This window comes from Chitinibacter tainanensis DSM 15459, from assembly GCF_000429785.1.
GTDB lineage: Bacteria > Pseudomonadota > Gammaproteobacteria > Burkholderiales > Chitinibacteraceae > Chitinibacter > Chitinibacter tainanensis.
Genome location: NZ_KE386952.1, coordinates 402387 through 428597, shown reverse-complemented (window position 1 = coordinate 428597; position 26211 = coordinate 402387). Strand labels below are relative to the sequence as shown.

The window sequence follows — 26211 nt, the reverse complement described above, 5'->3', positions numbered from 1 at the left end:
TTTTTGTGAAGCGTCAGCGATGTTGACTAAATAAAAGACAATGGGTATTGCCTTGTACGCATTTATGGAGCTTGCTTGGCAGGCTATACCCCCTGCAGATTAGGCGTGGCTGGCGGCAAAATCGGCGCTAACTTCAAGCAGGATTTGCCAGATTTCGTTGAGTGGGGTCATGGCGCTTCTCCTTAGGTTTGCTTCAGTCTAATGGGCGGTGCTTGATTGCTGAAATTGATTGTTGCTACGTTGTCCATAGTTTTTTACTCTAGCGTGCGGCGTAGCTGGATCGCCTCGGCCACATGCTGGGGCTGAATATCGGTACACGCCGCTAAATCGGCGATGGTGCGAGCTACGCGTAATACGCGGTGATAGGCGCGCGCAGACCATTGCCACTGCTGAATCGCCTTTTGCAGCAGGGCAAGGCCTGCAGCATCCGGCTGGCAACACTGATCTAAGGCGGGGCCGCTAAGCGTCGCATTGGCGTGGCCTTGGCGGCTGGTTTGGGTTTCTCGCGCCCGCAGCACCCGTGGGCGAATGGCGGCGCTGGGCTCGCCGGTTTGCGCGCTGGTTAATACGCTCTCGCTTAGCGCTCCGACTTCCACCACCAAATCCAGCCGATCGAGCAATGGGCCAGAAATCTTGCCGCGATAACGGGCGATTTGCTCTGGGGTGCAGCGGCAGGATTTATGCGGATGCCCCAGATACCCACAAGGGCAGGGATTCATCGCGGCAATCAGCTGAAAACGGGCTGGAAACTCGGCTTGTCGAGCGGCGCGCGAGATATGAATGCGGCCGTTTTCCAGTGGCTCGCGCAGCACTTCCAGCACTTTGCGATCAAATTCGGGTAATTCATCGAGAAACAACACGCCATGATGCGCCAGCGAGATTTCGCCCGGCTGCGGCGTGCTGCCACCGCCTACCAGTGCCACGCTGCTGGCGGTGTGGTGTGGACTACGGTAAGCACGTTGACCAAATCGGCGCGCATCTAGCCCCTGCTGCCCTAAGGATTGAATGGTGGCGGCTTCGAGGGCTTCTTGCGGTGTGAGCGGGGGCAGGATGCCGGGTAGGCGCTGGGCCAGCATCGATTTGCCGGTGCCCGGTGGCCCGATCAGTAGTAATGAATGCCCGCCGGCGGCGGCGATTTCTAGAGCACGCCGCGCCGCATGTTGGCCCTTTACATCCTGCATATCGGGGTATATCTCGCCAGCGCTTGTGGCGGTTGGCTTGGCGGGCAATAGGTCGCCTTGTTGATGCAAATGGCGACATACCGCCAGTAAATGCTCGGCGCTCAAGACCAGCGCCTCAGCAATCAAAGCAGCTTCTGCGGCACTGGCAGCGCTCACTATCAGCTGCCGCCCAGCCTGCTTCGCCGCTACCGCCAGCGCCAGTGCGCCACGCACCGCACGCAATTCACCGGTCAGGCCGAGCTCGCCCGCAAATTCGTACTCGGCCAGGCGCTCGGCAGGAATTTGCCCGCTTGCGGCCAGTATGCCCAGCGCAATCGCCAAATCAAAATGCCCTGCCCCCTTCGGTAAATCGGCCGGCGCGAGGTTAACGGTTATGCGCTGCATCGGAAATTCAAAGCCGGCTACCAAGATGGCCGCGCGCACGCGTTCGCGGGCTTCGCGCACCTCAGTGTCGGCGAGGCCCACGAGGCTGAAGGCCGGCAAGCCATTGGACAAATGGACTTCCACCGTCACCGGGGTGGCGTGCATGCCGTCTAAAGCGCGCGAATACAGTACTGCCAATCCCATGGTGGACCCGAGTCGATGCTATGCTGATCTTCACCATTTAAGAAGACAGATTCAGGATTTGGCAAACCCATGCACGACGCAGCACCTGTAATGCCCGACTTTCGGAATTTTGGCGTGGTTTTCCGCGCACTGTTGCTCGCCCATGTGGGGCTATTGATGTATGTGTTAAGTAGCTTGACCCATTGGAATGAATGGTCAAGCCGATTGACGGATGCCGCTTTCTGGGTCGAGCCGGTTTTGCTGGGGGCACTGGCCTGCCTAGGAGCACTGGCTCCTTGGCTATCCCGCTGGCCCTACCGCCGAGCCGTGGCGGTGGTGTATGGCGTGGTGCTGGGCTGGACGTGGCTATTGCAGCAACTGTTGGGGGGCTTGCTGCTGGAATTGCCCCAGCCTGATCCGTGGCAAATGTTGCTGTTGGCCGCTTTATCGACCACTTTGCTGTTGTGGCATTACCAATTGTGGCTGAAAACCCTCTCGCCTCGGCTGGCTGAAGCACGGCTGGTGGCGTTGCAGGCACGGATTCGCCCACATTTTTTCTTCAATAGTTTGAATGCAGTGCTATCTTTGATTCGTAGCCAGCCCAAATTAGCGGAGCAGCTACTGCAAAATCTGTCCGAATTATTCCGGGTGGCGATGGGGACGCAACAGGGCCTATCAACGCTGGAGCGGGAGATCGAACTCGCTCGCGGCTATCTGGAAATCGAAAAAGCCCGCTTGGGTGAGCGACTGGATGTGCAATGGCACATCGAGCAAATGCCGAAAAAGGCATTGATTCCGCCACTGATTTTGCAGCCGTTGCTTGAGAATGCGGTCTACCACGGGATCGAACCCAGTATCGAAACCGGCACGATCCATATCAACGCTTTTCGGGTCCGCAACGAGGTCCACATTGATATCCGCAATCCCTTGGTGCCCAGTGCCGTACAGAGAATCGGTAATGGCATGGCCCAGGATAATGTGCGAGAAAGATTGCTGCTGTACTTTGATGCTGAGGCAAATCTGAGCATTCAGCGTGGAAATGACTATTATCAAATACATATCGTGCTGCCTTTTCGGGAGCTGAAGCATGAGCAAACCGCTGCGTCTGTTTTTAGTCGATGATGAATTACCGGCTCTTGCCCGCTTGCAAGATCTGCTGGCCGATTGCGCCAGCGAGTGTCCGCATACCGTGGTGGGCACCGCCACCAATGGGATTGCGGCGCTGCCGCAAATCGCTGAACACGACATTGATTTGGTGATTCTGGATATCCAGATGCCGCAAATGAGCGGGATTGAAGTGGCACGCAAACTGCTGCAGCTGGCCAAACCACCAGCCGTGATTTTTGCTACTGCCTTTGAAGACTACGGTGTGGCGGCTTTTGATGTCCGCGCCGTGGATTACCTGCTCAAACCGATTCGCACCGAGCGCCTGCTGGCGGCACTGCGCCGCGCGCTGGAACTGCGTCAGCACGCTGGCGAGCCTATTCAAGTGACGCCGGCTAATGAAGGCGCCCGCACCCATTTCAGTGTCTCAGAGCGTGGCCGTGTGCACTTGATCCCGGTGTCTGAGGCGCGCTTTCTGAAAGCTGAGCAGAAATACATTACCCTGCGCACGCATGACCGTGAATATTTACTGGAAGACTCCCTCACCAAACTGGAAGATGAATTTGGATCAAAGTTTGTGCGAATTCACCGCAATTGCTTGGTGGCGCGCGATAGTATTGCCGGATTCGAGCGCGCCGCAGTGAATGGCGGCGAGGCGCACTGGGTGGTGGTATTGCGTGATGTGCCCGAGCGATTGGCGGTCAGCCGTCGGCAACAGCACGTGATCAAAGAATTCAAGAAAGGTCATGATGGATAACTTTAGTATCAATACCCCTTCACTGCTCTTCCCCGCTATTTCCCTGTTGATGCTGGCCTACACCAATCGCTTTCTGGCCCTGTCCAGCATCATCCGCCAGCTGTACGAACACCACCGCGCCACCCCCCACGTTAATATTTTGCGGCAATTAAAAAACCTGAAAATGCGGGTTTGGTTGATCCGCTATATGCAGGCGTTTGGGGTAAGCAGCCTGCTGATGTGCATTATCTCGATGGTGCTGGTTTCGCTTGAACACAATGCCTGGGCGCAAGGCTTGTTTTTTGCCAGCCTCTTGATGATGGTGGGCTCTTTGCTGTTGTGTCTGATGGAAGTGATGGTGTCAGATGCCGCGCTGAAAATTCTGATGTCGGATCTGGAAGACGATATTCGCCAACATCAGTCGTAAGCAGCAATGTGGGCAATAAAAAACGGGCCGAGGCCCGTTTTTTTGCGTCTGTGGTGTGTGCTTTAGGCCAGCAACACCAGCGCCCACATGGCGCTGAGGTTCAGTAAGCCTACCAACTGTGCGGCACTGCCTAAGTCTTTCGCGCGTTTGGCCAGAATGTGTTTTTCCAACGATGTATGGTCAACCGCGGCTTCCACCGCTGAATTGAGCAGCTCGACAATCACGCAAGCGAGGTGGCTGCCGACCAGCAAGGCTTTACCCCAGACCGGCACCGGTAAAAACAGCGCGATCGGAATCCCGACCAAAGCCAGCAGGGTAACTTGGCGAAATGCCGCTTCATTTTTCCAGCCGGCCGCGAGGCCATCTAGCGAGTAGCCCAAGGCGTTGAATACGCGCTTGATCCCAGTCTTACCTTTAAATGGACTTTCGCTCACAAATGATCTCCAGTGGGGGTTGTAGAGACAAACACATCGGCATAACACACATAACTACTAATCAGCACCAGCGGCATGCATAAACACCAAACCACAAACATCGGCAAATCGGCCAGCAAGGGAATGCCGCTCAACAATTGATTTAGCTGGGTACCTAACATCAGCGCAGCAAACAGGATTACGGCCAGTAGCAAAGACATCATCATCAGCGGCAGCCAATTACGCCAGAAGCCGACCCAAGACATTTTCATCGCTTCACCAGCGGATAGCTGATCCAGCATCACCAAGATCGGCGCATAAAAATAGGCGCTGTATACCCCCAGCAAACCCATCAGCAGCAGTACGCCAATTGGCCACAAATGCCGGATTTGTTGCAGGCTTTCCAGCTTTTCGGGCAAGGCGCCAATGAGGCCGATACTGTGCAGGATGCCCGTGAGCATCGATACTGCCACGACTACCGCAAAGCCGCCGAGGATATAAAACCCGCCCACTTTCGCTAGCTCACTGGCCTTGGTTTTAAAGCCGAGGAATAGATCTTCCACCGGCGGTAATTGCCCAGCTACCGTACGCTGGGCTGCCACCGCAATGCCGCCAAGGAAAATCGGCGCGATGATCACACTTACAACAAAGCCGAGCACAGGCAGCAAGCCGGTCAGCAGCATCAGCCCAAAAAACAGCGTGCTAATTTTTAACCATGGCACTGGGGCCTGCCGGTAAAGCTGATACGAGCGCTGCAGCCAAGCCCAGCCGGCCGCGAGCGGTCGTTTGCGTGGCTCAAGGGCCAGATCAATGATCACATTCTGATCGTGCATTTCACATCCAATAGTCTTGATTGACGCTAATGCTAGCAGCAAGGCCCAGTGTCGGCTATTTTTCATCGGCATGATGACAGCGCCATGACAGGATCGCAGCTTAGCGTGGGAATATTAACTCAGACTTAAATCCCCGCACCCGGTTCCGGGCATGAAAAAACCGCGCCTTGCCGCGCGGTTTTGAGGGTTGAGCTTGGACGCGAATTACAGCGCGGCCAGTGCCTGACGGGCAATCATCAGCTCTTCGTTCGTCGGGATTACATATACCGCTACTTTGCTGTCGGCCAGCGAGATGCGGCGTGGTTCGCCAGAGCGCACCGCGTTGGCGGCTTCATCCAGCTCAACACCCAGCCAGCGCAGCTGGTGACATACATTTGCGCGGGTAATGTCGTCGTTTTCGCCAATCCCGGCGGTGAATACCAGGCAATCCAGGCCACCAATGGCCGCGGCCAGTGAAGCAGTTTCGCGTGCTACGCGACGGGCGAAGTAGTCGGTGGCAAATTTAGCGCGTGGATCGCTCGAGGCGTGCAGATCGCGCATATCGCTAGAAATCCCTGACAGACCCAAGAGGCCAGATTCTTTATACAGCAGGGTTTCGATCTGTTTGGCATCCATCTTCAGATGGTTCATCAGATGCAGCAACACGCCGCCATCGATGCTACCGCAGCGGGTACCCATTGGCAGACCTTCCAGTGCGGTAAAGCCCATGGTGGTGGCTTGGCAGGCGCCACCCAGCAGGCCGGCCATCGATGAGCCATTGCCCAAGTGCGCAACTACAGTGCGGCCTTCAGCGGCGCGGGTATCGATCTGTGGCAGGACACTGGCGATATATTCATACGACAAACCGTGGAAACCGTAGCGGCGGATGCCTTCTTTCTGGGCAAAATCCAGCGGCAGCGCAAACATCTGGTTCAGTTCAGGCTGGGTGGTGTGGAATGCGGTATCGAAGCAGGTGACTTGTGGTGCATCGGGCAGCAAGTCTTGCAGAATCTTGATCGGCGCGATGTTGTGCGGCTCGTGCAATGGCGCCAGTGGAATCAGCGCTTCAAGGCCAGCCAGCAGCTCAGGCGTAACCCGCTCTGGTTTAGAATACTGCGTACCGCCGTGCACCACGCGATGGCCAATGACTTTGATCTGGCGGCCGCCCAAACGTTGCTGTAGCCAAGCCAGCATATGGCGCAGTGCGTAATCATGGTTTTTAGGCACATCGGCAGGCAGTGTTTCGTTGGCGACTTTCTCGTCGTTGGCATCTTTGGCGCTGAATTTGGGCTCAACATACAGGCCTTCCATCTGGCCTTTGTACAGCACTTGTGGATCAGCCGCCGTCGTTTCAAACAGTGAAAACTTAATGCTCGACGAACCGGCATTAATCACCAAGACCAAATCGCTCATGAACGAACTCCTCAAAGGCGGAAAAACGACGTCGGCGCAGGTTGGCCCTTGCCGGCGCAGGATTGTTTAATGAATACTGCCTGACGACTATGTGCAGCATAGTCTAGTCGGCAAAGGCCGACATCGTATTGGCGAATATCAAGCCTTGGATAGTAAATAATGACAATGCGCTACACCACGCATCTGATTTGTGCCCCAGAATTACCCGAAGCCGCCGAAGTGGCCGTGTTTCACGTGAAACCGGGCCAGCAAGTGGCTGCGGATACCTGCCTGATCACCTTGCTGGCTGCCGATCAGGAATGGCCGGTGCTGGCGCCCGAGGCCGGACAAGTCAGCAGTTTGATGGTCGAGTATGGCGATTTCGTGAACAGCAATGATTTATTGCTGATGATGGAAATCGCCGAATTGCCTACCGGCGATTTACTCCTGCCCGCCGATGAACCTGATGCAGCGCAAAGCGCCGCGCCCGCCAGCCCCCCGCTATTGGCGGTCAGCCCCGCTGCGGCCACCTTGGCGGCCAAGCTGGGGCTGGATTTGAGCCAGCTGCAAGGCGTGGCCGTGATTGATGAAGCTGCGGTATATGCCTTTGCGCGGCAGGAATTAGCCCTGCTCGCCCGCCTGCGCCAGCTCTTGCTCCGCCCGTAGCCGGCTGAGCAGGCAGTGTAACATTTCGGTGGATAAGCCATGCAGCACCAGCCGGTGGCCGGCGCGCAGGGTGGATAGCGGCACCAGCGGATGCTTGTTATTCAATAGCAGCAGGTGTTGGGGGGTATTGAGAATCGTGGCGGCATACACGCCCATGGTTTCATCCAGCTGCAGCGAATTGGCCGCGCGCCAGAAATCATTGTCAGTCAGAAAGAGCTGATACACCGGGGTGAAAATCTCGATAGCCGTTTGTAGATCAATCCCATTCAGCCGCCCCTGCGGCATATCGGCCAGCGCCAGCGGCGGCTCGCTAATCATGCTGAAATCCACCGGATTTACTGGCGCCAGCGTTTGGCCGCTGGCTTGCAGCGCCTGATTTAAGCGAATCACAAAATTGAATAGGTTCAGGTCGTGCTTGAGAAACAGCTCATCTTCCAGCGCATCGATGTCAGCGGGCTTGAGTGGCGATAGGGGCACTTCCACCGGCGCATTGCGGGCCACAAACTCGATGATCTGCGCGCCAAGGTGAAAATGGCGCAAGATCAGCCAGTTGGCCTCGGGTGAAACAAAACCCTTCAGCCCCCACACCAGAATGCGGTGCAAGAGCTTGGAGGCGGCCCATTTTTTCGGCAGTACAATTTTGCACAGCTGAATCACAATGATCAGCAGCCGTGCCAATGGCCGCACCAGTGGCAGTAGATATTGCCGCGAGGGCGAGGCCGAATCCGTCAGCCAGGCGCGCTTAACCGGCTCGGGCAACGGGGTGCTCTGGTCGAGATACAAGGCCTGCCAGGGGTTAGGGTCGCGGGGGTCGTGCGGTGCATCCAGAAAATGGCTCATACCGGCTCCTGAATATGGTCAAATTGCATTAAATACAGCTGCGCGGTGCGGCGCGCCGTGGCGTAGATGGCGTCAGCGGCCTCGGGGGCTAAGGCCAGGGTGATCTCCACCGCGGCCAGCCAGCGTGCCAAGTGGTGCTCGTCATTGGCGCCGTGATATTCCAAAAAGCGAAAGGCTTGCGGCGGTAGCGCCACTTGCTGGCGCAACAGCGGCAATAGCGCCGGCACAATACGCTGGCCGGTGCCTTCGATGATATAAATCGCCCCCAGTAGCCCAACTGGATTGGGCGTGGCAGCTAGCGCGTGCAAATAGCTATTGAGCGCCTCGCCGCCGGGATTACGCCGCAGCGCATCTAATGGCTGAGTACCGCCAGCGGCTTGATAATCCTGATACAGAATCTGGAAATCATTTTGCTCGTCGCTGGCGTGCAGATCAATCAGCGCGCCCAACGCGGCAAAATCACCGTCAAGCGAGGCCACTGCTTCGCGCATCCAGAGGCTGCCCTCCCGCACTTGCGGTACCCATTGCGCAGTCCAGTTGCGATAGGCCGCCACATCAAAGCGCCCGCTCACCAGTTGATGAATCACCGGTGTGCGCCACACTGATGAGCGATAGTCCTGCCACAAACTAGCCAGCCGGCCGAGTAATGGCTGCAAGGGCTCGGGCGCCTCGCTCGGATTGTGTGGCGCCTGGATGTTTGGGGTATATGGCTGGGATGATTCTAATATATTGGCTGTAGATTGATACTTGGGATGGGTATTGGTGTCGCTGCCGGCGTCTTCGACTTCAAACAGCATAAACGCGGCGGTAATGCGGCCCGATTCGGGGATAAAGCAGAAAATCTTCTCACCAGCGCGCAGGGTTTTTTGCTGCAAAAACTCGGCCAGCATAATAAAGATCGAGGCCGCCCCGGTGTTGCCACGGCTGCTCAGATTGCTATACCAGCGCTCGGCTGGGATGGTGAGGCCCGCCTTGGCCAGCAGCTCTTCCACCACCGGCATAAATTTGGCCGAGGAATAATGACACAGGAAATGATCGACCTGCGTCGAGTGGATCCAGCCCTGGTCAACCAGCTTGACGTATTCATGAATGCAAACATCAAATAGATGCGGCAGCAGGCGGATATCCTGGCGCAAAGCCAGCGCCCCCGCGGCTTCGGCCTCGGATGACGATGGAAAATCCAGAAACGACCTACTGCGATCTTCGGTCAGCCCCAGCTGCATACACACTGGGTAATCACCGGCAAAACTCTTTTGGTGGATCCATTTCAGCTTGATGCGCAAATTGCCCTGATGCACAAAGGGCTGGCGGGAGAGCTGCAGCGCGCCGGCGCCGTCTGAGAGCATCCAACGCAAAAAATGTGCATCAAAATCGCTTTGATAGCCGCGCGGAGCAAAGCGCGAGCGTTTGAACATCCGCGACGGCATTTCGGCCGCGACCGCCAGCGCATGTTGCTGCGCGCCCAGCTCGATTTGCTGCGCGGCAAATTCGATCGCGCTCACCCCCGCGGCGCATACGCCCTGGCTGGAAAGTGTTTGCATCGGTGGCGCGCCCAGCTCACCCTGCAGCATATTGGCAAAGCCCGGCATCAGCGCATCGCCGCCCGATGAGCCCATCGTGAGCAAGCCAATCTCGCTTAAGGGGGTGTTCGACTGGGCGAGGCAAGCCTGCACCGCTTGTGCGGCCAGCTGGGCGTGGCTAAAGCGGGTGTGGCCGTTGGCATCAATGGCGTAGTGCCGGGTTTGAATGCCGTTTTCGGCCAAAATACGCTGCTTGATTCGCCCCGAAATGCGGTTTAGTGGGGCGATATAGGCATCCATCGCCTGGTTATCCACCGGCTCACCCGGCAGAAAATGGCTGGCGGCGGCCAGATAAACGTGGTCAAACTGAATCGGCATGCGGTGTTCCTGTGGTCATCAGACTGCGGCTGCGCCAGCGGGGGTGCAGCAAGCTAAGTAGATAAGTGCGCCCCATATAGGCCAGCAAAGGGCCGGCATTGAGCGCAGGGTGAATGTGATGGCGATATTGGGCATGCAGCTGCGGCAGGCTCGACCAATGCGCGCGCGGGTGGCGATGATGGGCGGTGTGCAGGCCGATATTAAACAGCAGCGGGTTCACCCAGCCCTCGAAATTGCGGGCGAAATTCAGCGCTGAATGCCCATCGGCATGCGCGTGTTGCAGGTAATTGGTGGCCAGTAACCAGTGCAGGCCATGCAGTTGCGGCAGCACCACCAGCCAGAACATTTTTTGCGCATCGATCAGCGCCAGCGTGCCCCACAGCAGCAGCACAATGGCGTATTGCAGCAGGCAATAGCGAAATGCGCCGGCATGGCGCTGCTGCAGCTGGCGCAGCCAGCGGATAAACAAGGGGTACAACACCCAGCCCGCCTGTAGCGGATGCAGCAAATAGCCCAGTAAATGATTGGTATCACCGCCAAAACGATAGGTGCGGGCGACGTCTTGCGGGCCATGATGGTAGCGGTGGTGGTTGGCGATATGCGCCGGGTAAAACACAAAGGTCGGGTGGCCCTGCAGGGCGGTTATCCACAGATCGGTCAGACGGTTTAGGCGCTTGCTGCGCCACATTTTGCGGTGGGTGTGATTATGGTGAATCACCCCCACCCCGAGAGTGAGAAACAGCACCAGCCCATAGACCACCGCCGTGAGCGCCCAGTGCATGGGCACACGCCACAGCAGTGCTACCAGCAGCGGCTGGGCGAGCAGATAGGCCACAGACTGCGAATCGCGCCGATTAAGCAGCATCGCCCTGCTCTGCTTTGGCCAGCGCACGGCGGATTTTCTCGGCAGCAGCATCGGGCGGCAAATCGGTGCCGAGCCAGCGATCCATAAACGGAAACATAAAGCCGTAATTGCCGTGGTAGCAGGCGTGGTGCAGATGATGGCGGCGGGCGCCATTGAGCCACCAGCGGTCATGCTGGTAATCGGGCAGAAAATCGTAATTGGAATGGCCGATGTTATTAAAAAAAATGCTGAATACCGGCACCATCATCAGCGAATACACACTGAAATCATGCACCACCATCGGCAGCAAAATCACATTGCCCAGCATCATGGCCTCCAGCGGATGCAGGCTGTAGGTGGCCCACGGCGTGGTCACCACCGAGCGATGATGTGGTAAGTGAAAGTGCTGCAGCCAGCGGGTGTGCAGCAGCCGGTGGTTGAGGTAAAAATGGATTTCGTTCCAGATAATCAGCGCCAGCATTTCCAGCGCAATCTGCCCGGCGCTGGCCTGTGGCGCCAGCCGGGCCCAGCCCAGCTGCAGCAGTCCCCACGGAAACACCATCCCCACCCCAAACAGCAACACCACCAGGGCCGAATGGCGCAGCTCACGGCGGATTTGCCCGGCCGGAATTGGGCGCGGGTCTAGCCGCCCGCCGTAGCCCAGCGCAGGCAGCAGCCATTGGCTTAGGGCGTGATTGAGCGCCCCAAAGCCCAAATACAGTGCCGCAAAAAACAGCACCCCCACGGCCATCATGCCGTACCAGCTAATGTCATAAAAGAACGCAGTCATGCCGGGTATTACGATCCTTCGGTAGGGGCGCGGCTGGGTTTCTGCTGCGGGCTCTGGCTGGGCGAATAGCCAAAATACTGGCGAAACCGCCGCGAAAAGCTGGCTACTTCCTGATAGCCAACCAGACTGGCGACCTTGCCCACCGGCAGGCCGCTGGCGAGTAGCTCACGGGCTTTTTGCATGCGCAACACAAACACCTGTTGCCCAGGCGGCATGCCCAGATGCTGCAGACACAGGCGGTGCAAATGCGCCGGGCTGATGTGCAGCTGGCTGGCTAGCGTATCCAGCGGCCAATCGCGGGCCAGCTCGCGCGCTACGGCGTTGAATAAAGCTTGCAGCTGCTGCGGCCAGCCGGGGCTGGCTTCGCTCGGGCCCACGGCACGTTCCAGCTGCTGGCACAGCAACTCTAGCGCTGGCATCACCAGGGTATAGCTCTGGCGGTCATTGCTGTATTGGGCTTCACGCTGATACATGGATACAGCATCGTGCAACGCCCAGCCATGCGGGTTGGGTTTAACGTAGCAGTGCGCGGCATTCAGATGTGCCCAGCGCGGCTCATCGCGCAGCAGAAACCACACCAGATGCATCGGCTCGCTGCCGGTACGGCGAAAACCGCGCTGCCCGCGGGCGGGCTGCATTGCCAGCTCGCCAGCCTGAAAAGGCCAGGTGTGGTCGCCTTCAAATAATTCGCCACTGCCACCAAGGCAAAACAGCAGCACATGAAAATTGGCATCAATGCGCTCGATTTCGGTATGGCCGCGCGCTTCGGAAATCCCGCACATAAATAGCCCACGTTCGCGCATGGGCGGGTGCGATGGCTGATGAAACACGTGCGCGCCCACCAGGCGGTTCCAGCCTTGGTCGTCACAATCAAACCGCTCGTAGTAAATCAATGCCATCCCCACGCCCCGCAGGTGATTTTTGGACAAATCGCAGGTGATCTTCGAGCATTCCCGCTGGGCTGGCAAGCTGTTTAAATTGATTGATTCAGTTCGAGGTCATGCCGATGTCAGTTCCTGAGCTTGATGCCGCCTTGGCGGCCTATGCCCACGTTGCGCAGGCGCATTACCAGCAGCTGTATGGTGCTGAGGCGCAGGTAGTGCATGCGGTGCAGGGCTTTTATGGTTGTGCCGTGATCTTGGCCGGTGCGGCTGGCGAAGTGGTGCTCAAATTCAGCTGGCAGCCCGGCCGGGTGGCCAAAGAGCTGCGCGGGCTGGCGCGGCTGACGCCCCACGCAACTGTCGCGATGCCCACGCCGCTATGGCATGGCGTGTTGGCGGTGGGCGAGCGCGAATGCGAAGCCCTGCTGCTTAACCGCCTGCCCGGTGTTGCCCCGTGGGATGTGCCTAGCCCCTGGCCGCAACCTGAGCGCGCCGCTGCAGCGGTGGTCGCCTTACTCGCGGCGTGGCATGCCCAGACCGATGCGCGCGGCTTTGAAGGCCCCGCTGGCGAGTTTTATCCCGCGCTGTTGCCGGCCTTCGAGGCCTGGACCGCGCCGCTGGCTGCTTATGTGGCCGACCTACATTCCCCGTTTACCCCCGCGCAGCGGCAAGCCTTGCTGGCGCTTTGGGCGCAGCGCGCGGCCATCTTGGCGCCGCTGGCCGGTATGCCCTCCAGCTTGGTGCACGATGACCCGCATGCGGGGAATTTTCTGTTCTCGCCCACCAGCGGGGAGCTGCTGGCGGCGTTAGACCCGTGCGATGTGGCGTACCGACATCGTGAGCAAGATATTTTCCACCTCGCCGATGTGGCGCCGCAGCTGGGCTTATTGGAGGCGTATTTAGCCCAATACACCCCGCCAGCCGGCTTTGAAGCGCGGCGCTGGTTTTTCTCGCTGTGGGATGACGTGAAGCACAGCCAGAATCTGCAGTGGTACGACGAAGCGTGGTTTGCCGACAAACTGGCCCGCTACGAGCAGTCCTGCGCGGATCTCGCCCTGGCGGGTTAATCCGCTGCAGGCTGCTGACAAAGTGAAAACCACGATTTTCAAGTCTCGGCAAAGCCGAGCCTAGGAAATAAGGGCGTGAAACTAGCAGCCTTTATGTTTTATTCCCACCCCTCCCGTCCCCTCCTTGAGGGGAGTCTCGCTTTGCGAGTGGGGTTTGTCATCAATCTGTGGCGGGTTAATCCGCTGTTTTTTACTCAAAAGGAGTAAACCCATGCAAACTATCTCACTGGCAGGTACTTGGGAATTGGTACGTGGCGAAATCGCCGAGCCCGGTCAGGCGCCGCAGCCCTACGATATGCAGCGCCTTAGCGCGCGCAAAGTACTCTCGGCCACCGGTTTTGCCTTTATCACCCTGCAAGATGGGCAGTTTTATAGCGCTGGCAGTGGCAGCTATACGCTGCAAGATGGCCATTATGTCGAAACCATTGCGCTCGCCAGCTGGGGCGCCACTGCGGGCACCCAGTTTGCCTTTCGCGCCCAGCTCACCGCCACGGGTGAATGGCAGAACGAGCGCTTTGGCGAGCAAGGCGAGCGGCTGGAATTCGAAATCTGGCGGCGGGTCGCGGCATAAGGCTGTCACCTCTACCTGCGGGCCTGAAATCCGCGGCTTTTGCTACTTATCCACAATGGATGGGCGGGCGACCGCTACATAGTTAGCCACTAACTATTGCTTAGCTGAGATTCATCATCCCTTGGGTGGGCGCGCTGCGCACCATGCCGCGCAGGTCGGCGGCGCTTTAGTTGGGCCGGCGCAAGCGGCTTCTGCCCGGGTGGTGGGCGATGCCGTGCGCTGGGCCGAGCAGGCGGAGGCGTGGGTCGATTCGGTCTGGTTTGGCAGGGGTATAGCCGGCAAGCTTATTCCTGATCTATTTCAGCAGTCTATACATGCTGGGGTATATCGCTGTTGCTTGCAGGTTGCGGATGCATTTGGCCGAGATGCCCAGCTTGGCTTTCCGTTTTTCCACAGCTTGAGCGGCGGATGGTTTGGCTTAGCCTTACCCCGCTGCCCTTGGGCGATTGAGTGGTTTATCGAGTATGGGCAGTCGCCTTATACCGAGATACTCACCGGATTTCCCCGTTAGATACACAGCAGAACCACAGTAGGCGCACAGCTTGTTAATAGCTTGCCCACAAAATTATCCATAGCAAGGGTGGGGCAACTTTACCCCTACCCTTAGCGAGTTTTGCCATGCGCCGATCGTTGCGCATTTGCGGCTGGCAAAAATCCATTAGCGGTCTATAACTGCGGGCAAGCGAACGAGTTTAAGCGCCTGCCTTGGCTGATCTGGCCCGCCGGCCAAGCAAATCCGTGATTCGCGTGGCTCTAAATCGTGGGCCTAGACTAAAAAAGCCTCGAATTTGCTGGCGTGGAATTTGGTTTTTTTGCATTTAGCGAGTTAGCTGTTGCCAGTTCCACTGGTTGTGGATAAGTTTTGTGGATAAAAAGTCTCGCCAATATAGGGCTTTAGCGCATTACTGAGCCAACTGCGCTTGCAGCGCCTCGATGGCGTAGCGCACTTTGGCCGGCTGCGCCTCGCGTCGCGGCGTAACGGCATAGATGGCAATGGCGGGTAAACGCCATTCCGGCAGCACTACACTCAGGCGCCCGGCCTGAATCGCCGCCCGCACTTCGGGCTCAGGCTGAATCGCCATCCCCATGCCTGCCAGCACAAATTCACGTGCCGAAACGATGTTATTGCTGCGAATGCGCGGCGTGAGCGTCGGCTGCACTACCCGCCCATCGGGGTGAAAGAACGCAAAATCATGCCGCCCGGCTTCAATCGCAATCCAATCGAGCTGACTGAGCTGATCGGGATGCTGAATCGGCGCTTGGCGCGCCAGATATTGCGGCGCAGCCACCAGCACATTGGGCCAGTCGGTGAGATGGCGGGCGATCAGGCTAGAGTCTTTTAGCTCGCCCGCGCGTAGCGCCAGATCAATGCGGTTGGCCACCAGATCAATCATCTCGTCATGAAAAAACAGCCGCAGCGATAGTTTGGGGTGCAATTTCAGTAGCGGCGCCAGCGCCTGGCTGATTAATGGGCCGGCAAAACCGGTGGGCGCAGACAGGCGCAGCTCCCCCACCGGCGCATCGCGCAGCTCGTTAATCCGCTGCTCGGCCAGTTGTGCTGCCGCCAGCATATCGGCGCAGCCCCGATAAAACACGCTGCCCGCTTCGGTAAGGGTGAGCTTGCGCGTGGTGCGATGTAAGAGCGTGACATTGTGTTGCGCTTCGAGCTTGCTCAGCTGCTGGCTCACCGCCGAGGGCGTCATCCCCAGCGCCTTGGCGGCGGCATTCATCGAGCCTAGCTCAACCACGCGGGCAAAGATCGCCATGCGGCGTAATGCTTCCATATTGGGCCTATTGTTTAGATTAACTAAATAATGAATGCTATTTTTGACGGATTATCAGCGGATTAGCAAGGGAATATGATGGGCGCACTGTTTAATTGATCTGGAGAAACACAATGAAAATCGCTTTGATTGGTGCAACTGGTTTTGTTGGCTCGGCAGTATTGCAAGAACTGGCGCAACGCGGGCATACCGTCACCGCGCTGGTGAGCAATGTGGCCAAAGTGCCAGCGCTGCCGGGTGTGAATGCCCGCGCAAGCAACGCTTATGATGCGGCTGACATTGCCGCCGCCGTGGCCGGCCACGATGCCGTGATTTCGGCCTTTAACCCAGGTTGGGGCAAGGACGATATTCAGGCGCTGTTTGTGCAAGGCCACAATGCGATTGTGGCGGGTGTTAAAGTCGCCGGCGTGCAAAGCTTTCTGGAAGTGGGCGGCGCCGGTAGCTTGTATATCGCGCCAGGCCTGCAACTGATTGATACGCCCGAATTTCCGGCCGAATGGAAAGAAGGCGCGTTGGGTGCCCGCACAGCACTGAACCTGCTGCGCGAAGAAACCGCACTGAACTGGCGCTTTGTATCGCCACCCGTATTCCTTGCTCCGGGCGAGCGTAGCGGCCAATACCGCTTGGGGGGCGATGACGTCTTGTTCGCCGGTGAGCAGCCTGCCGGCATTTCAGTAGCCGACCTCGCGGTGGCGATTGTGGATGAAATCGAATCACCAAAACACAGCCGCCAGCGTTTTACTGTGGCCAGTGTCTAATCAGGCTAAGCTAGTCATCAAGCAAAACGGGGGCATTGCCCCCGTTTTTTTATGCACTGCGCGGCTTATGCCGCCATCCGCAGCAAGCTAGCGATCATCTGTCGCGCTTGCCCTGCGTAGCCGCTGCCGAATAAATTCACATGGTTCACGATGTGGTACAGGTTATACAGCGTTTTGCGCTGCGCGTAGCCGGCATCTATCGGCCATGCGGCGTGATAGGCGGCGAGAAAGCGTGGGCCGAAGCCACCGAATAGCTCGGTCATCGCCAAATCGCATTCGCGGTCGCCAAAGTAACATGCGGGGTCGAAAATCACTGGCGTACCATCCGCCAGCCCCGCCGCATTGCCGCCCCACAAATCGCCATGTAGCAAGCTCGGCTGCGGCGTGTAATCGCGAAAAAACTCTGGGAGTTTATCCAGCAGCTGTGCGCCCGCCGCACCAAAATCACAGCCATTTTTCCGCGCTAATTTGAACTGCGGCAGCAGGCGCTCCTCGCGCCAAAAATCCACCCAGCTTTCGCGCCAGCGATTACTTTGCGGAGTACTGCCGATGGTGTTATCCATCTCCCAACCAAAGCTCGGTGCGCCAGTTGGGGTAATGCGATGCAGTTGGGCCAGCGCCTGCCCCATGGCGTTGGGGTCGGGTGCGCCACTGAGCGGCAAATATTCCAACACCAGCCAAGCCTGCCCATCACACACGCCATGCGCAATGGGTTGCGGCACGCGTATCCCCGCGCTGAGCGCCGCCAGCCCTGCCGCCTCGGCCACAAACATGCCATGCAGCGCGGCGCGATTGAGCTTTACAAAATACTGCCGCCCACCCACAGCCCCATCGCTCAATACTAGCGCCTGATTAATACAGCCCCCACCCACGCTGCGCTGCTGTTTCACGTGAAACGGCTGGCCGGTGGTGGCGGTGATGGCGGATTCGATCGCAGTAATCAAATTGGGCATGCTATTCACTTCCAACAAAAGGTGGAGGCCTTGATTGTAGTGCGAGAGCATTGAGCGGTTTTTGCGTCAGGCTAAGCAGTGGGGATAAATCGCACGGCAAACCTTGTTTTTCACATGTGCGCCCACTCATAATTACCGTTCGCTGACTCTGCTTTATTGGTATTCAAAAGGAAAAATCGAATGAAAAGTAATCCAGTTGCTTGGTTTGAAATTTATGTTCAAGACATGGGCCGTGCCAAGGCATTTTACGAAGCGGTATTCCAAGGCCCATTGGAGGAATTGAAGAATCCTGATCCCGAAGGGTTTCCTGAGATGGAAATGTGGGCATTTCCAATGTCAATGGAAGACTCTGGTGCCGCTGGCGCACTCGTAAAAATGGCGGGCTGCCCATCTGGCGGCAGCACGATGGTTTATTTCGCGTGTGAGGATTGTGCCGTGGAGGCCGAACGAGCAGCAGCCAACGGCGGCGAAATCTTCAAGCACAAAATGTCGATTGGTGAGCATGGTTTTATTGCGATGGTGGTCGATACCGAAGGCAATATGATTGGCCTTCATTCAATGCAATAAGTGCATTTCTTATGCCCCGAGGCTTTGTTGCACATCGCTGCGGACAATCGGAAAGGCGGCGGGCTTTAACAACATCGCGCCCGCTTGCCTATTGCCGCTTCTTCCCCGCCCGGAGCTGTTTGTCTATACGTGCCTATGTATTGCTCTGTAAGCCAAGCTTGAATTGGTTTTAGTCGAGATACCCTTCGCAGGCTTATTAATTTTCTGGCACTTCCGCCTTGGCATCTGTTTGCTGCAACCAGCTCACCAGCCGTTCGATTTTTACGCTGCCTCGCTGTGAGGTTCGATAGAGCAGATGAATCGGCCATGGCTGCGGCCAATATTCGGGCAGGACTGGGATCAGCTCGCCGCTGGCGAGTACGTCGCTCAGGAGTAGTGCGGGTTGAAAAATCAGCCCTAGCCCAGCCAGAGCTGCGGTGCGCAGGGCCTGGCTGTCGTTGCTGCAGAGCCGGGATTGCACCGGCCAGCGCTGGTGATCGCGCAGGGTAATTTGCACATCGTGCGGTCGCTCATCCCAGACTTGATGTTGCATTAATTGGTGGCGGTTCAGCTCGGATGGATGGCTTGGCATACCGTGTTGAGCTAGATAGCTGGGCGCGGCGGCTAGCACCAATTGATAGTCGCCCAGCCGGCGGGCAATGAGCGCCTTGTTGTGCACTGGGCCGATGCGCACTGCCAAATCAAAATCTTCTTCCAGTAAATCTACCGGTCGGTTGTTGAGCTGCAGATCAAGGCTGAGCTGTGGATATTGCGCCATAAACGCCATGATCCGTGGCGCCAGCCACAGGCTGCCCAGTGTACGTGGCGCGCTAATGCGCAGGCGGCCGCTGGGCTGGATTTGATGTGCCGCCAGTAGCTGGTCGGCGTGCTGCACTTGCGCCAGCACGAGCTTGCACTGCTGGTAATAGCTTTGCCCCTGTGCAGTGAGGCGCTGTTTGCGGGTAGTGCGCTCGATCAACACTGCGCCCAGTGCGTGCTCTAGCTGCTGAATATGTTTACCTACCATCACCGCCGAGATACCCAGCCGCTCAGCTGCCAGGGTGAAATTGCCAGCTTCGGCCACGCTAACCAACACTGCCATTGCGCGCAATTTGTCCACAATTACTAACCAAAAATAAGTAATCAACAAATTATACCGATATTTATTCAGGTTTTTGTTTGGAGAATACTGCACACATTCCATCCACGAGTGCTGTTATGTTTACTTTGGCCTGTACCACCCGACCGTGGCAGAGTCTGCCCTTGCCTGCGGCGCTGACGGCGATTGCCGCTGCCGGTTTTACTGAGGTGGGCCTCATGTACCAGGCGAGTGCTGAAGGTTGGCAAGTGCCGGTGCATGGCGATAGTAGTGAGCGAGAGCGGTGGGCGGTGCAGCAGCTGTTGGCTGATGCGGGCTTGCAAGTGCCGCTGCTATTGGCTGAAACGCGGCTGGAATTGGGTCTGGCGGCCGCCAGTCTGCGCTATGCCCGATTGATCGAGCATGCCGCTGCGTTGGGTGTTAGCACGCTGCTGGATTTGGGTTGCGAGCCAGCGCTGCGGCCAGCCTATTTGGCGCTGATGCAGTCCGTGTTGCCGCTGGCCGCAGCGGCTGGGCTTGTGATTGCCATTAAGCCCCACGGGGGTATTAGTCAGACAGTCAATGATCTATTGAGCTTCCGCGACATACTGGGCAGCATAGCCTTTCGCTTTAGTTTTGATCCGGGCAACTGGCTGTATTACGGCGGAGCGGACGTGCCGCTGCAAGCGTATCTGCAGCAGCTGGCTCCGGCCATCGATCACTTCATCCTGAAAGACTGTCAGTTTGGCCCTCGTGGCCCCGATGTGGCGGTGCAGCCGGGGCACGGGATAGTGGATTTTCCTGCGCTACTAACCCAATGGCAGGCACTTGCTGATGGCGGCCGGCTGTATCTGGAATGCCTAACGCCTGGCGCCCCCGCTGAATTGCACACCCAAGCACGCGCCGTACAGCACTGGTTACGGCAGTGTTTATCCACCCACACCATCACGGAGTAAAACCATGTTGCTCACCCTGCTGCAAGAGCGTATTTCCTGCAATTATTTTGACCCGGATTTCGAACTGAGCCCCGTCCAGCTACAGACATTGATTGCGCTGGCTACGCAGGCACCCAGTGCCTACAACGCACAAAACTGGCGCTTTATTGCTGTGCAGAGCGCCGCGGCCAAGGCGCGGCTCCTGCCCCTAGCCTACGGCCAGCAGAAAGTGGCTGATGCGGCGGTTACCTTTATTATTTGCGGGCAAATGGGGTTTCATACCGAGCTGGCCACCACGCTGCAACCCGCCGTTGCGGCAGGTATTTTGAGCAGCGAGCTGCAGCAGATGATGGTGCACTATGCCACCGAGGGCTATCAGGCACAGCCGCAGTTGCAGCGCGATGAAGCCATCCGTTCAGCCTCGTTGGCGGCGATGGCATTGATGCTGGCGGCGCAGCACCATGGCTGGGCTAGCTGCCCGATGATCGGTTTTGATGCGGCCGGGGTAAGTGCTGAATTCGGTCTGGCGGAGCATGAAGTGCCGGTGATGTTGTTGCCGGTTGGTCGCGCTGGCGCGGGCAATTGGCCGCGAAAACCACGTAAGACTGTGGCTGAGGTGCTACTGATGGTCTAGGGTATTGCCATGAAGCTTTTTATTTGAAGACGGCTTGGTGCAATACCTGGTGTAGGTATTGTCTATTTAATCAATCGTACTCAAGCTCCAGAACGCTTGCTTCACCTGCGGATCAAGCCTGAGGGTATCCACCAGCTGATCCAGCTCGCGGCTATCCAGTGAGGTGGGGAGCAATACGGCTTCGATTTCGATTTCGTCGCCATCAAAGGGGGCGATATCCACATCATGCAGTGGAAACTGGGCGGCGGCGCAGGCGTATTTGATTTGGGCTAGTAGCTCTTTGCGCTGTTGGCGCGGGCCGATGACATGCACGGTGTAGGTGGCTTCCACTTCGGTATCGAGCGGCTGGCGGTTGATGCGATTCACCATCGGGCGCAGCAGTGTGTTGGCGGCCAGCACAAAGCCGGTGGCCAGAATGGCTTCGGCGATCAGATCGGCACCGGCGGCGCAGCCAATGGCGGCCGAGCCCCACAGGGTGGCGGCGGTGTTGATGCCGCGTACATTGCCTTCTTCGCGCATGATGGCGCCCGCACCCAGAAAGCCCACCCCAGATACTACGTAGGCGATTACCTGCAGCGGGCTGGGCGAGCCGCCATACAGCTGGTGAAACCGCATGGCGATATCCACAAAAATGGCGGCGCCCACGCAGACCAGTACATTGGTGCGCAGGCCGGCCGTGCGCTGGCGCACTTGGCGCTCTAGCCCCACAAGGCCGCCCAGAATAAACGCGGTGGCAAGGCTGATTAGGCTATCGAGTAGCGATGCCCAATCCAGATTCAAAATGCTGTGCATACCCTCACCTTATCAGTAACAAATGGCAAAACAATGACTTGGCGTGCGTGGCCGTCAGTGTAGCGGGCGTGGGGCGTGGCGGCGCGGCAGTTTTACCGCGCATTGCCAATGGCTATCGTGATCAGAAAAACAATCAATTAGATCTATTGTTTGCGACTCATTATCATTACTTCAACTCAAGACATTGGCCGAGCGGCCGCAAGGAGCGCATCATGCTTAAAACCATTACTTTCGCGATTGTGCATTTCAGTGTGGCTTTCACCGTGGCCTATCTGCTGACCGGCAGCTGGGGCGTGGCGAGCGCGCTGGCCTTAATCGAGCCGATGGTGAATACCGTGGCGTATTTCTTCCACGAAAAAGCCTGGGATGCGTACCGCGCGGCGCAAAGCGTGGGCCGCAGCCTGCGCCTGGGTTAAGGCGATGTGGCGATTTTTCTGAGGGTATAGCCAACTAATCATTATTTGATAGTGCTTAGCTGGCTATACCCTTGGCGGTATTTTGGCTGCTGGCGAATTGTGCATAGTTGCATCGATATATTGTCATAATAGATAGATAATAAATTATCAATCTGTTTTGGAGATGATTATGGCGCTGCAACTTTCGCAACAAGCCGGTGGCTGGTGCCGGCAATTACCTACCCCACTGGCCGGGCTGGCGCTGGGAATCAGCGGCTTGGGCATGTGCCTGGATTTTGTGCTGCAGGCCAATGGGCGGCTCGAGCTGGTGACGATGACGCTGGCCGCACTGCTGCTGCTGGCACTCGCCACGCGCTTTACGCTGGATTTGCCGTCGCTGGGCAATGATTTGCGCCACCCGGTGGTGGGCAGCGTGGTGCCCACGTTTGCGATGGCGCTGATGGTGGTGAGCCATGGCCTAAGCCTGCTGCATGCCGATCTAGGCACGGCGGTGTGGGTGCTGGCGATTGGGCTGCATGGCTGGTTTCTGGCGCAGTTTATCCGCCACCGCCGGCAGGAATTCGCCATGCATCATATGGTGCCAAGCTGGTTTGTGCCGCCGGTGGGCATTGCCGTGGCGGCGGTGAGCTGGTCGGGCACCGTGGGTAGCTGGAGCTATCTGCTGGCCTGGGGCTGTATGGCGTTTGCGCTGGCCTGCTATGCCATCATGCTGCCGTGGATGTTTTACCGGCTGATTTTTCACCCCACGATTCCCGAAGGCGCGCAGCCCACGATTGCCATCTTGGCCGCGCCAGCTAGCCTCACCCTGGCGGCCTATCTGCGCGTTGCCACCGACCCTAGCCCGCTGCTGGTGATGATCTTGCTGGGAGTGGCGGTGACGATGACGCTGATCGTGTATGTGGCCCTGCTGCACCTGTTGCGCCTGCCGTTTAGCCCCGGCTTTGCCGCCCTGACCTTCCCGCTGGCGATTGGCGCTACCGCGCTGTTTAAAGTGCAGGCCTTTTTTATCGATTGGGCTCTGCCGGGCGATATTATCTTGCAAGTGCAAACGCTGGCGCGGATCGAGCTGGCGATTGCCACCGTGGTGATTAGCTATGTGGCGGTACGCTATGCCATTTGGCTGGCCAAGCTGCGCGGGGCCGCGCAGTAATTAGCCTAGCGTTTCTACCAGCAGATCGAGCAAGGCCCGCACCGCGGGCGATAAGCCCCGCTGGCTGACATACACCGCCTGCAAATAGCTGGGCGGGAAATGCCAGTCGGGTAAAACTTCCACCAGCGTACCGGCGGCCAGCTCGGCCGCAACGTTTTCCCGCGGCATCATGGTCACGCCCAGGCCATCCAGCGCCGCCTGCCGGCGCAAGCCAAAATGCTCGGTAACTAGGCGGGGCGGCAGGCTGAATTCGCGCACTTCGCCCTGGGCATTCATCAGCCGCCAGTGAATGCGCTGATCCGCGCCCACCACGCCCAAAGCCGGCGCCATCGCCAGCGCGCCGGGGGTGAGTATGCCGCCCAGCTGCTGCACCAGCGCGGGGCTGGCCACCAGCACCGCATAGGCCGGGCGTAGGCGTCGGGTGGCCCATTGGGGGTCTTCATCATCGGTAGTGCGTACCCGCAGCGCCACATCGATGCCTTCTTCCAGAAGATCGACCCGCCGCGCAGTGGCCACGGTTTCGAGCACCACTTTGGGGTGTTGCAGAATAAAGCGCTGCAGCATTTCGGTGAGGCGATTGAGTAATTCGGCCGGCGCCGATAGCCGCACCCGTCCGGCGGGCTCGGCGAGCAAGCTGGCGGCCACCCGCTCGGCGGCTTCGCCCTCGCGCAAGATGGTTTGGCAATGGCTGAGAAACTGTTGCCCCACATCGGTGAGCGTGAGTTTGCGCGTACTGCGCTGTAACAGCCGCACCCCAAGCCGGCTTTCCAGTGCGGCAATGCGCCGCGATAACCGCGACTTGGGGATGCCAATGTGGCGTGCCGCAGCGGAAAACCCGCCGCAATCCACCACGCGGGCGAAATACACATAATCATTAAAGTCGGCACAGATTGGTTGCATAGATAGAACAATCCTTCCCAAATTCACTAACTAGTGCCAATTTTGCATCGAATATATTCTGTGTCCATCAAAACTTGAATGCGCCCCGCGCAAAGGACACCACCATGAATATCCTGCATCTTGATTCCAGCATCCTGGCCGACCATTCTGTTTCGCGCCAACTGACTCGCGAAGTCGTAGAAAGCATTCGCTTGGCAGAAAGCAGCGTGAATGTGGTTTACCGCGATTTGGCTCAGCATGCGCTGCAACTGGATGGCGCGCTGCTGGCGGCCAAAGGTACGCCGGCCGAAAGCCGTAGCGCCGAGCAAGCCGCGCAAGTGCGTGAAGCCGAAGCGGTCATGGCCGAGTTTCTGGCGGCCGATACCCTGGTGATTGGCGCGCCGATGTACAACTTCTCGATCCCCAGCCAGCTCAAAGCCTGGATCGATATGATCAGCGTGGCCGGCGTGACCTTTAAATACGGCGCCAATGGCCCGGAAGGCCTGGCCGGTGGCAAACGCGCCGTGATCGTGGCTACCGCCGGTGGTCAGCATGCCGGCACCCCTACCGGGATTGCCCATGTGGATTATCTGCGCGTGCTGCTGGGCTTTTTGGGCATCACCGATATTCGCGTCATCACCGCCGAAGGCCTGGCGATGGGCCCGGATGTGCGTGACCCCGCGCTGGCACAAGCCCGCCAGCAAATCGGCGCCCTGTAATCGATTGTTGTCGAAAATCCTCCCTGTTTTGGCCGGTTGCCCACCGGCCATTTTTTTTGCTCTATATGCAACATAGTTGCGCAACTGAGTTGCGTTTAATTATGATGGCCGTTTTCAGTGCAACAGGAAAACCGCCATGTCGCAAAAACTTCCGGTCACCGTTTTATCCGGCTTTCTGGGCGCCGGGAAAACCACTTTACTCAATCACGTGCTGCGCAACCGCGAAGGTTTGCGGGTGGCGGTGATTGTGAATGATCTCTCCAATGTGAATATCGATGGCGAGCTGATCCATCAGGGCGGCTTTCGCCGTGGCGAAGAGCGGCTGGTGGAAATGAGCAATGGCTGCATTTGCTGCACGTTGCGCGAAGATTTGCTGCAAGAAGTGGCCCAGTTGGCGCGCGATGGCCGCTTTGATTATCTGCTGATCGAATCCACCGGCATTGCCGAGCCGCTGCCGATTGCCGAAACCTTCACCTTCCGCGACGAACAAGGCCAATCGCTGGCCGATCTGGCCCAGCTCGATACCATGGTCACCGTGGTGGATGCGTTTAATTTTCTGCGTGATTACGCCAGTAGCGAGCTGTTGGCAGAACGCGGCGGCAGCGCCGGCGAAGACGACGACCGTACGCTGGTTGATCTGCTGATCGAGCAGGTGGAGTTTTGCGATGTGCTGGTGATCAGCAAGCCGGATTTGGTCAGCGCCGAGCAGCTGGGCCAGCTGCAGGGCATTCTGGCGGCGCTGAACCCGCGCGCGGTGCAGCTTGTGGCCGAGCAAGGGCAAGTGCCGCTACCGGCGATTTTGGGCACCGGGCGCTTTGATTTTGCCGAAGCCGAAAACGCCCCCGGCTGGCTGGCCGAGCTGCGCGGCGAACATCTGCCAGAAACCGAGGAATACGGCATCAGTAGTTTTGTCTGGAACGCCCGCGCCCCACTGCACCCGCAGCGCTTCTGGGCCTTGATCAATCACGAATGGCCGGGCGTGATTCGCTCGAAGGGCTTTTTCTGGCTCGCCAGCCGGCCTGAATTTGCCGGGAGCTGGTCGCAGGCGGGCGGGGCTTGCCGGCATGGCGCCGGCGGCTACTGGTGGGCGGCCACGCCAGAAGAATACTGGCCCAGCGATGAAGAGAGCCAGGCCGAAATCCGCGCCAACTGGGACCCGCTGTATGGCGATCGCCGGCAGCAGCTGGTGCTGATTGGCTGTGGTATGGATGAAGCCGCGCTGCGTGAGCAACTGGATGCTTGCCTGCTCACCCCGGCGGAGCTGAGCAGCGGCAGCTGGCGTGCCCTGCCCGACCCCTTCCCGCGCTGGGGCGAGGTGAGCGACGCAACCGCCGAGACAGCGCCGGCGCTCGCCTAAGGCAAGGCTGGGTGGGTTGGCCTATAGTAAAGCGGTTCTCCC

At 58.2% G+C, this 26211-nt stretch carries 28 protein-coding genes; 14 read left to right on the top strand and 14 right to left on the bottom strand.

The genetic code is table 11. The features are described from left to right. Window positions 1–254: 254 nt before the first annotated feature. Window positions 255–1748, bottom strand: coding sequence for a YifB family Mg chelatase-like AAA ATPase (locus G482_RS0114490; protein ID WP_028450637.1), 1494 nt, complete (start codon window positions 1746–1748; stop codon window positions 255–257). Between the two features lie 90 nt (window positions 1749–1838). Between G482_RS0114490 and G482_RS0114485 the strand changes: the two genes are divergently transcribed. The 3 genes from G482_RS0114485 to G482_RS0114475 are packed head-to-tail and all read left to right on the top strand — an operon-like array spanning window position 1839 to window position 3994. Beyond that, window positions 1839–2849 carry a sensor histidine kinase gene (locus G482_RS0114485; RefSeq protein ID WP_051259062.1) on the top strand — a complete coding sequence of 337 codons (1011 nt, stop codon included), beginning with the start codon at window positions 1839–1841 and terminating at the stop codon, window positions 2847–2849. After that, on the top strand, window positions 2815–3588 hold the full coding sequence (locus tag G482_RS0114480) for a LytR/AlgR family response regulator transcription factor (RefSeq protein ID WP_028450635.1): 774 nt from the start codon (window positions 2815–2817) through the stop codon (window positions 3586–3588). Before G482_RS0114485 ends, G482_RS0114480 begins: the two co-directional genes overlap by 35 nt. Further along, window positions 3578–3994 carry a DUF2721 domain-containing protein gene (locus G482_RS0114475; protein ID WP_028450634.1) on the top strand — a complete coding sequence of 139 codons (417 nt, stop codon included), beginning with the start codon at window positions 3578–3580 and terminating at the stop codon, window positions 3992–3994. The genes G482_RS0114480 and G482_RS0114475 overlap by 11 nt, the downstream gene beginning before the upstream one ends. 62 nt (window positions 3995–4056) lie before the next feature. Here G482_RS0114475 and G482_RS0114470 read toward each other — a convergent pair whose 3' ends face one another. The 3 genes from G482_RS0114470 to G482_RS0114460 form a co-directional block, all read right to left on the bottom strand. Further along, entirely contained in the window at window positions 4057–4428 is a 372-nt protein-coding gene (locus tag G482_RS0114470) for a diacylglycerol kinase (protein ID WP_028450633.1), read from the bottom strand. Next, complete coding sequence (locus G482_RS0114465; RefSeq protein WP_028450632.1) at window positions 4425–5240, bottom strand: BPSS1780 family membrane protein; 816 nt, start codon at window positions 5238–5240, stop codon at window positions 4425–4427. Before G482_RS0114465 ends, G482_RS0114470 begins: the two co-directional genes overlap by 4 nt. Window positions 5241–5444: 204 nt before the next feature. Beyond that, window positions 5445–6632, bottom strand: coding sequence for an acetate/propionate family kinase (locus G482_RS0114460; protein WP_028450631.1), 1188 nt, complete (start codon window positions 6630–6632; stop codon window positions 5445–5447). A 159-nt stretch (window positions 6633–6791) separates the two neighbouring features. Here G482_RS0114460 and G482_RS0114455 point away from each other — a divergent pair, with 159 nt between their 5' ends. Continuing rightward, complete coding sequence (locus G482_RS0114455; RefSeq protein WP_084414723.1) at window positions 6792–7277, top strand: biotin/lipoyl-containing protein; 486 nt, start codon at window positions 6792–6794, stop codon at window positions 7275–7277. Here the strand turns inward: G482_RS0114455 and G482_RS0114450 are convergent. Genes G482_RS0114450 through G482_RS19815 form a run of 5 tightly spaced genes read right to left on the bottom strand, consistent with a single transcriptional unit; the run spans window position 7233 to window position 12548 of the window. Further along, window positions 7233–8117: a DUF6999 family protein gene (locus G482_RS0114450; RefSeq protein WP_028450629.1), complete on the bottom strand. Its 885-nt coding sequence runs from the start codon at window positions 8115–8117 to the stop codon at window positions 7233–7235. The two genes, G482_RS0114455 and G482_RS0114450, sit on opposite strands and share 45 nt — an antisense overlap. Beyond that, entirely contained in the window at window positions 8114–10015 is a 1902-nt protein-coding gene (locus G482_RS0114445; protein WP_028450628.1) for a StlD/DarB family beta-ketosynthase, read from the bottom strand. The genes G482_RS0114450 and G482_RS0114445 overlap by 4 nt, the downstream gene beginning before the upstream one ends. Then, window positions 9999–10880, bottom strand: coding sequence for a fatty acid desaturase (locus tag G482_RS0114440; RefSeq protein WP_034619761.1), 882 nt, complete (start codon window positions 10878–10880; stop codon window positions 9999–10001). Before G482_RS0114440 ends, G482_RS0114445 begins: the two co-directional genes overlap by 17 nt. Continuing rightward, window positions 10870–11649: a sterol desaturase family protein gene (locus tag G482_RS0114435; RefSeq protein WP_028450626.1), complete on the bottom strand. Its 780-nt coding sequence runs from the start codon at window positions 11647–11649 to the stop codon at window positions 10870–10872. The genes G482_RS0114440 and G482_RS0114435 overlap by 11 nt, the downstream gene beginning before the upstream one ends. An 8-nt stretch (window positions 11650–11657) precedes the next feature. Then, on the bottom strand, window positions 11658–12548 hold the full coding sequence (locus G482_RS19815) for a helix-turn-helix transcriptional regulator (RefSeq protein ID WP_028450625.1): 891 nt from the start codon (window positions 12546–12548) through the stop codon (window positions 11658–11660). Between the two features lie 107 nt (window positions 12549–12655). Between G482_RS19815 and G482_RS0114425 the strand changes: the two genes are divergently transcribed. Further along, the gene (locus G482_RS0114425; RefSeq protein ID WP_169721087.1) at window positions 12656–13597 is read left to right on the top strand and encodes a phosphotransferase; all 942 of its coding nucleotides are present in this window, start codon (window positions 12656–12658) and stop codon (window positions 13595–13597) included. Between the two features lie 211 nt (window positions 13598–13808). Beyond that, window positions 13809–14168, top strand: coding sequence for a hypothetical protein (locus G482_RS19810; RefSeq protein ID WP_051259060.1), 360 nt, complete (start codon window positions 13809–13811; stop codon window positions 14166–14168). A 902-nt stretch (window positions 14169–15070) separates the two neighbouring features. Here the strand turns inward: G482_RS19810 and G482_RS0114405 are convergent. After that, complete coding sequence (locus G482_RS0114405; protein WP_028450622.1) at window positions 15071–15952, bottom strand: LysR family transcriptional regulator; 882 nt, start codon at window positions 15950–15952, stop codon at window positions 15071–15073. A gap of 113 nt (window positions 15953–16065) precedes the next feature. On the opposite strand from G482_RS0114405, the gene G482_RS0114400 reads away from it, so the two are divergent. Further along, the gene (locus tag G482_RS0114400) at window positions 16066–16710 is read left to right on the top strand and encodes an NAD(P)-dependent oxidoreductase (RefSeq protein ID WP_028450621.1); all 645 of its coding nucleotides are present in this window, start codon (window positions 16066–16068) and stop codon (window positions 16708–16710) included. 65 nt (window positions 16711–16775) lie between these two features. Here the strand turns inward: G482_RS0114400 and G482_RS0114395 are convergent, their stop codons facing one another. Beyond that, complete coding sequence (locus G482_RS0114395) at window positions 16776–17663, bottom strand: fructosamine kinase family protein (RefSeq protein WP_028450620.1); 888 nt, start codon at window positions 17661–17663, stop codon at window positions 16776–16778. 180 nt (window positions 17664–17843) lie between these two features. Between G482_RS0114395 and G482_RS0114390 the strand changes: the two genes are divergently transcribed. Beyond that, entirely contained in the window at window positions 17844–18230 is a 387-nt protein-coding gene (locus tag G482_RS0114390; protein ID WP_028450619.1) for a VOC family protein, read from the top strand. 196 nt (window positions 18231–18426) lie between these two features. Here G482_RS0114390 and G482_RS0114385 read toward each other — a convergent pair whose 3' ends face one another. Next, window positions 18427–19311, bottom strand: a complete 885-nt coding sequence (locus G482_RS0114385; protein WP_169721086.1) for a LysR family transcriptional regulator — start codon at window positions 19309–19311, stop codon at window positions 18427–18429. Window positions 19312–19427: 116 nt separating this feature from the next. Here G482_RS0114385 and G482_RS0114380 point away from each other — a divergent pair, with 116 nt between their 5' ends. Both G482_RS0114380 and G482_RS0114375 read left to right on the top strand, forming a co-directional pair. Then, complete coding sequence (locus tag G482_RS0114380; protein ID WP_028450617.1) at window positions 19428–20243, top strand: sugar phosphate isomerase/epimerase family protein; 816 nt, start codon at window positions 19428–19430, stop codon at window positions 20241–20243. 4 nt (window positions 20244–20247) lie between these two features. Further along, complete coding sequence (locus G482_RS0114375; RefSeq protein WP_028450616.1) at window positions 20248–20856, top strand: nitroreductase family protein; 609 nt, start codon at window positions 20248–20250, stop codon at window positions 20854–20856. 66 nt (window positions 20857–20922) lie between these two features. On the opposite strand, the gene G482_RS0114370 is transcribed toward G482_RS0114375, so the two are convergent. Further along, window positions 20923–21648, bottom strand: coding sequence for an MgtC/SapB family protein (locus tag G482_RS0114370; protein WP_028450615.1), 726 nt, complete (start codon window positions 21646–21648; stop codon window positions 20923–20925). Between the two features lie 212 nt (window positions 21649–21860). Between G482_RS0114370 and G482_RS0114365 the strand changes: the two genes are divergently transcribed. After that, window positions 21861–22064 carry a DUF2061 domain-containing protein gene (locus tag G482_RS0114365; protein ID WP_028450614.1) on the top strand — a complete coding sequence of 68 codons (204 nt, stop codon included), beginning with the start codon at window positions 21861–21863 and terminating at the stop codon, window positions 22062–22064. 169 nt (window positions 22065–22233) lie between these two features. Then, the gene (locus G482_RS0114360; RefSeq protein WP_028450613.1) at window positions 22234–23214 is read left to right on the top strand and encodes a TDT family transporter; all 981 of its coding nucleotides are present in this window, start codon (window positions 22234–22236) and stop codon (window positions 23212–23214) included. Here the strand turns inward: G482_RS0114360 and G482_RS0114355 are convergent, their stop codons facing one another. Continuing rightward, window positions 23215–24114, bottom strand: coding sequence for a LysR substrate-binding domain-containing protein (locus G482_RS0114355; protein WP_034619760.1), 900 nt, complete (start codon window positions 24112–24114; stop codon window positions 23215–23217). Window positions 24115–24218: 104 nt separating this feature from the next. Here G482_RS0114355 and G482_RS0114350 point away from each other — a divergent pair, with 104 nt between their 5' ends. Together G482_RS0114350 and zigA are read left to right on the top strand one after the other, a co-directional pair. Beyond that, on the top strand, window positions 24219–24812 hold the full coding sequence (locus tag G482_RS0114350) for an FMN-dependent NADH-azoreductase (protein WP_028450611.1): 594 nt from the start codon (window positions 24219–24221) through the stop codon (window positions 24810–24812). Between the two features lie 136 nt (window positions 24813–24948). Further along, entirely contained in the window at window positions 24949–26169 is a 1221-nt protein-coding gene (gene zigA, locus G482_RS0114345) for a zinc metallochaperone GTPase ZigA (protein WP_028450610.1), read from the top strand. Window positions 26170–26211: the final 42 nt, after the last annotated feature.

Excerpts from the sequence above, each read along its gene's own strand:
- G482_RS0114435 (WP_028450626.1), bottom strand. The coding sequence starts at position 11,649 with ATGACTGCGTTCTTTTATGACATTAGCTGGTACGGCATGATGGCCGTG.
- G482_RS0114450 (WP_028450629.1), bottom strand. The coding sequence starts at position 8,117 with ATGAGCCATTTTCTGGATGCACCGCACGACCCCCGCGACCCTAACCCC.
- G482_RS0114460 (WP_028450631.1), bottom strand. The coding sequence starts at position 6,632 with ATGAGCGATTTGGTCTTGGTGATTAATGCCGGTTCGTCGAGCATTAAG.
- G482_RS0114350 (WP_028450611.1), top strand. The coding sequence starts at position 24,219 with ATGAATATCCTGCATCTTGATTCCAGCATCCTGGCCGACCATTCTGTT.
- G482_RS0114395 (WP_028450620.1), bottom strand. The coding sequence starts at position 17,663 with ATGCCCAATTTGATTACTGCGATCGAATCCGCCATCACCGCCACCACC.
- G482_RS0114405 (WP_028450622.1), bottom strand. The coding sequence starts at position 15,952 with ATGGAAGCATTACGCCGCATGGCGATCTTTGCCCGCGTGGTTGAGCTA.
- G482_RS0114445 (WP_028450628.1), bottom strand. The coding sequence starts at position 10,015 with ATGCCGATTCAGTTTGACCACGTTTATCTGGCCGCCGCCAGCCATTTT.
- G482_RS0114390 (WP_028450619.1), top strand. The coding sequence starts at position 17,844 with ATGAAAAGTAATCCAGTTGCTTGGTTTGAAATTTATGTTCAAGACATG.
- G482_RS0114355 (WP_034619760.1), bottom strand. The coding sequence starts at position 24,114 with ATGCAACCAATCTGTGCCGACTTTAATGATTATGTGTATTTCGCCCGC.
- G482_RS0114455 (WP_084414723.1), top strand. The coding sequence starts at position 6,792 with ATGACAATGCGCTACACCACGCATCTGATTTGTGCCCCAGAATTACCC.
- G482_RS0114440 (WP_034619761.1), bottom strand. The coding sequence starts at position 10,880 with ATGCTGCTTAATCGGCGCGATTCGCAGTCTGTGGCCTATCTGCTCGCC.
- zigA (WP_028450610.1), top strand. The coding sequence starts at position 24,949 with ATGTCGCAAAAACTTCCGGTCACCGTTTTATCCGGCTTTCTGGGCGCC.
- G482_RS0114490 (WP_028450637.1), bottom strand. The coding sequence starts at position 1,748 with ATGGGATTGGCAGTACTGTATTCGCGCGCTTTAGACGGCATGCACGCC.
- G482_RS19815 (WP_028450625.1), bottom strand. The coding sequence starts at position 12,548 with ATGGCATTGATTTACTACGAGCGGTTTGATTGTGACGACCAAGGCTGG.
- G482_RS0114465 (WP_028450632.1), bottom strand. The coding sequence starts at position 5,240 with ATGCACGATCAGAATGTGATCATTGATCTGGCCCTTGAGCCACGCAAA.
- G482_RS0114480 (WP_028450635.1), top strand. The coding sequence starts at position 2,815 with ATGAGCAAACCGCTGCGTCTGTTTTTAGTCGATGATGAATTACCGGCT.
- G482_RS0114360 (WP_028450613.1), top strand. The coding sequence starts at position 22,234 with ATGGCGCTGCAACTTTCGCAACAAGCCGGTGGCTGGTGCCGGCAATTA.
- G482_RS0114400 (WP_028450621.1), top strand. The coding sequence starts at position 16,066 with ATGAAAATCGCTTTGATTGGTGCAACTGGTTTTGTTGGCTCGGCAGTA.
- G482_RS0114485 (WP_051259062.1), top strand. The coding sequence starts at position 1,839 with ATGCCCGACTTTCGGAATTTTGGCGTGGTTTTCCGCGCACTGTTGCTC.
- G482_RS0114375 (WP_028450616.1), top strand. The coding sequence starts at position 20,248 with ATGTTGCTCACCCTGCTGCAAGAGCGTATTTCCTGCAATTATTTTGAC.
- G482_RS0114380 (WP_028450617.1), top strand. The coding sequence starts at position 19,428 with ATGTTTACTTTGGCCTGTACCACCCGACCGTGGCAGAGTCTGCCCTTG.
- G482_RS0114365 (WP_028450614.1), top strand. The coding sequence starts at position 21,861 with ATGCTTAAAACCATTACTTTCGCGATTGTGCATTTCAGTGTGGCTTTC.
- G482_RS0114385 (WP_169721086.1), bottom strand. The coding sequence starts at position 19,311 with ATGGCAGTGTTGGTTAGCGTGGCCGAAGCTGGCAATTTCACCCTGGCA.
- G482_RS0114370 (WP_028450615.1), bottom strand. The coding sequence starts at position 21,648 with ATGCACAGCATTTTGAATCTGGATTGGGCATCGCTACTCGATAGCCTA.
- G482_RS19810 (WP_051259060.1), top strand. The coding sequence starts at position 13,809 with ATGCAAACTATCTCACTGGCAGGTACTTGGGAATTGGTACGTGGCGAA.
- G482_RS0114475 (WP_028450634.1), top strand. The coding sequence starts at position 3,578 with ATGATGGATAACTTTAGTATCAATACCCCTTCACTGCTCTTCCCCGCT.
- G482_RS0114425 (WP_169721087.1), top strand. The coding sequence starts at position 12,656 with ATGTCAGTTCCTGAGCTTGATGCCGCCTTGGCGGCCTATGCCCACGTT.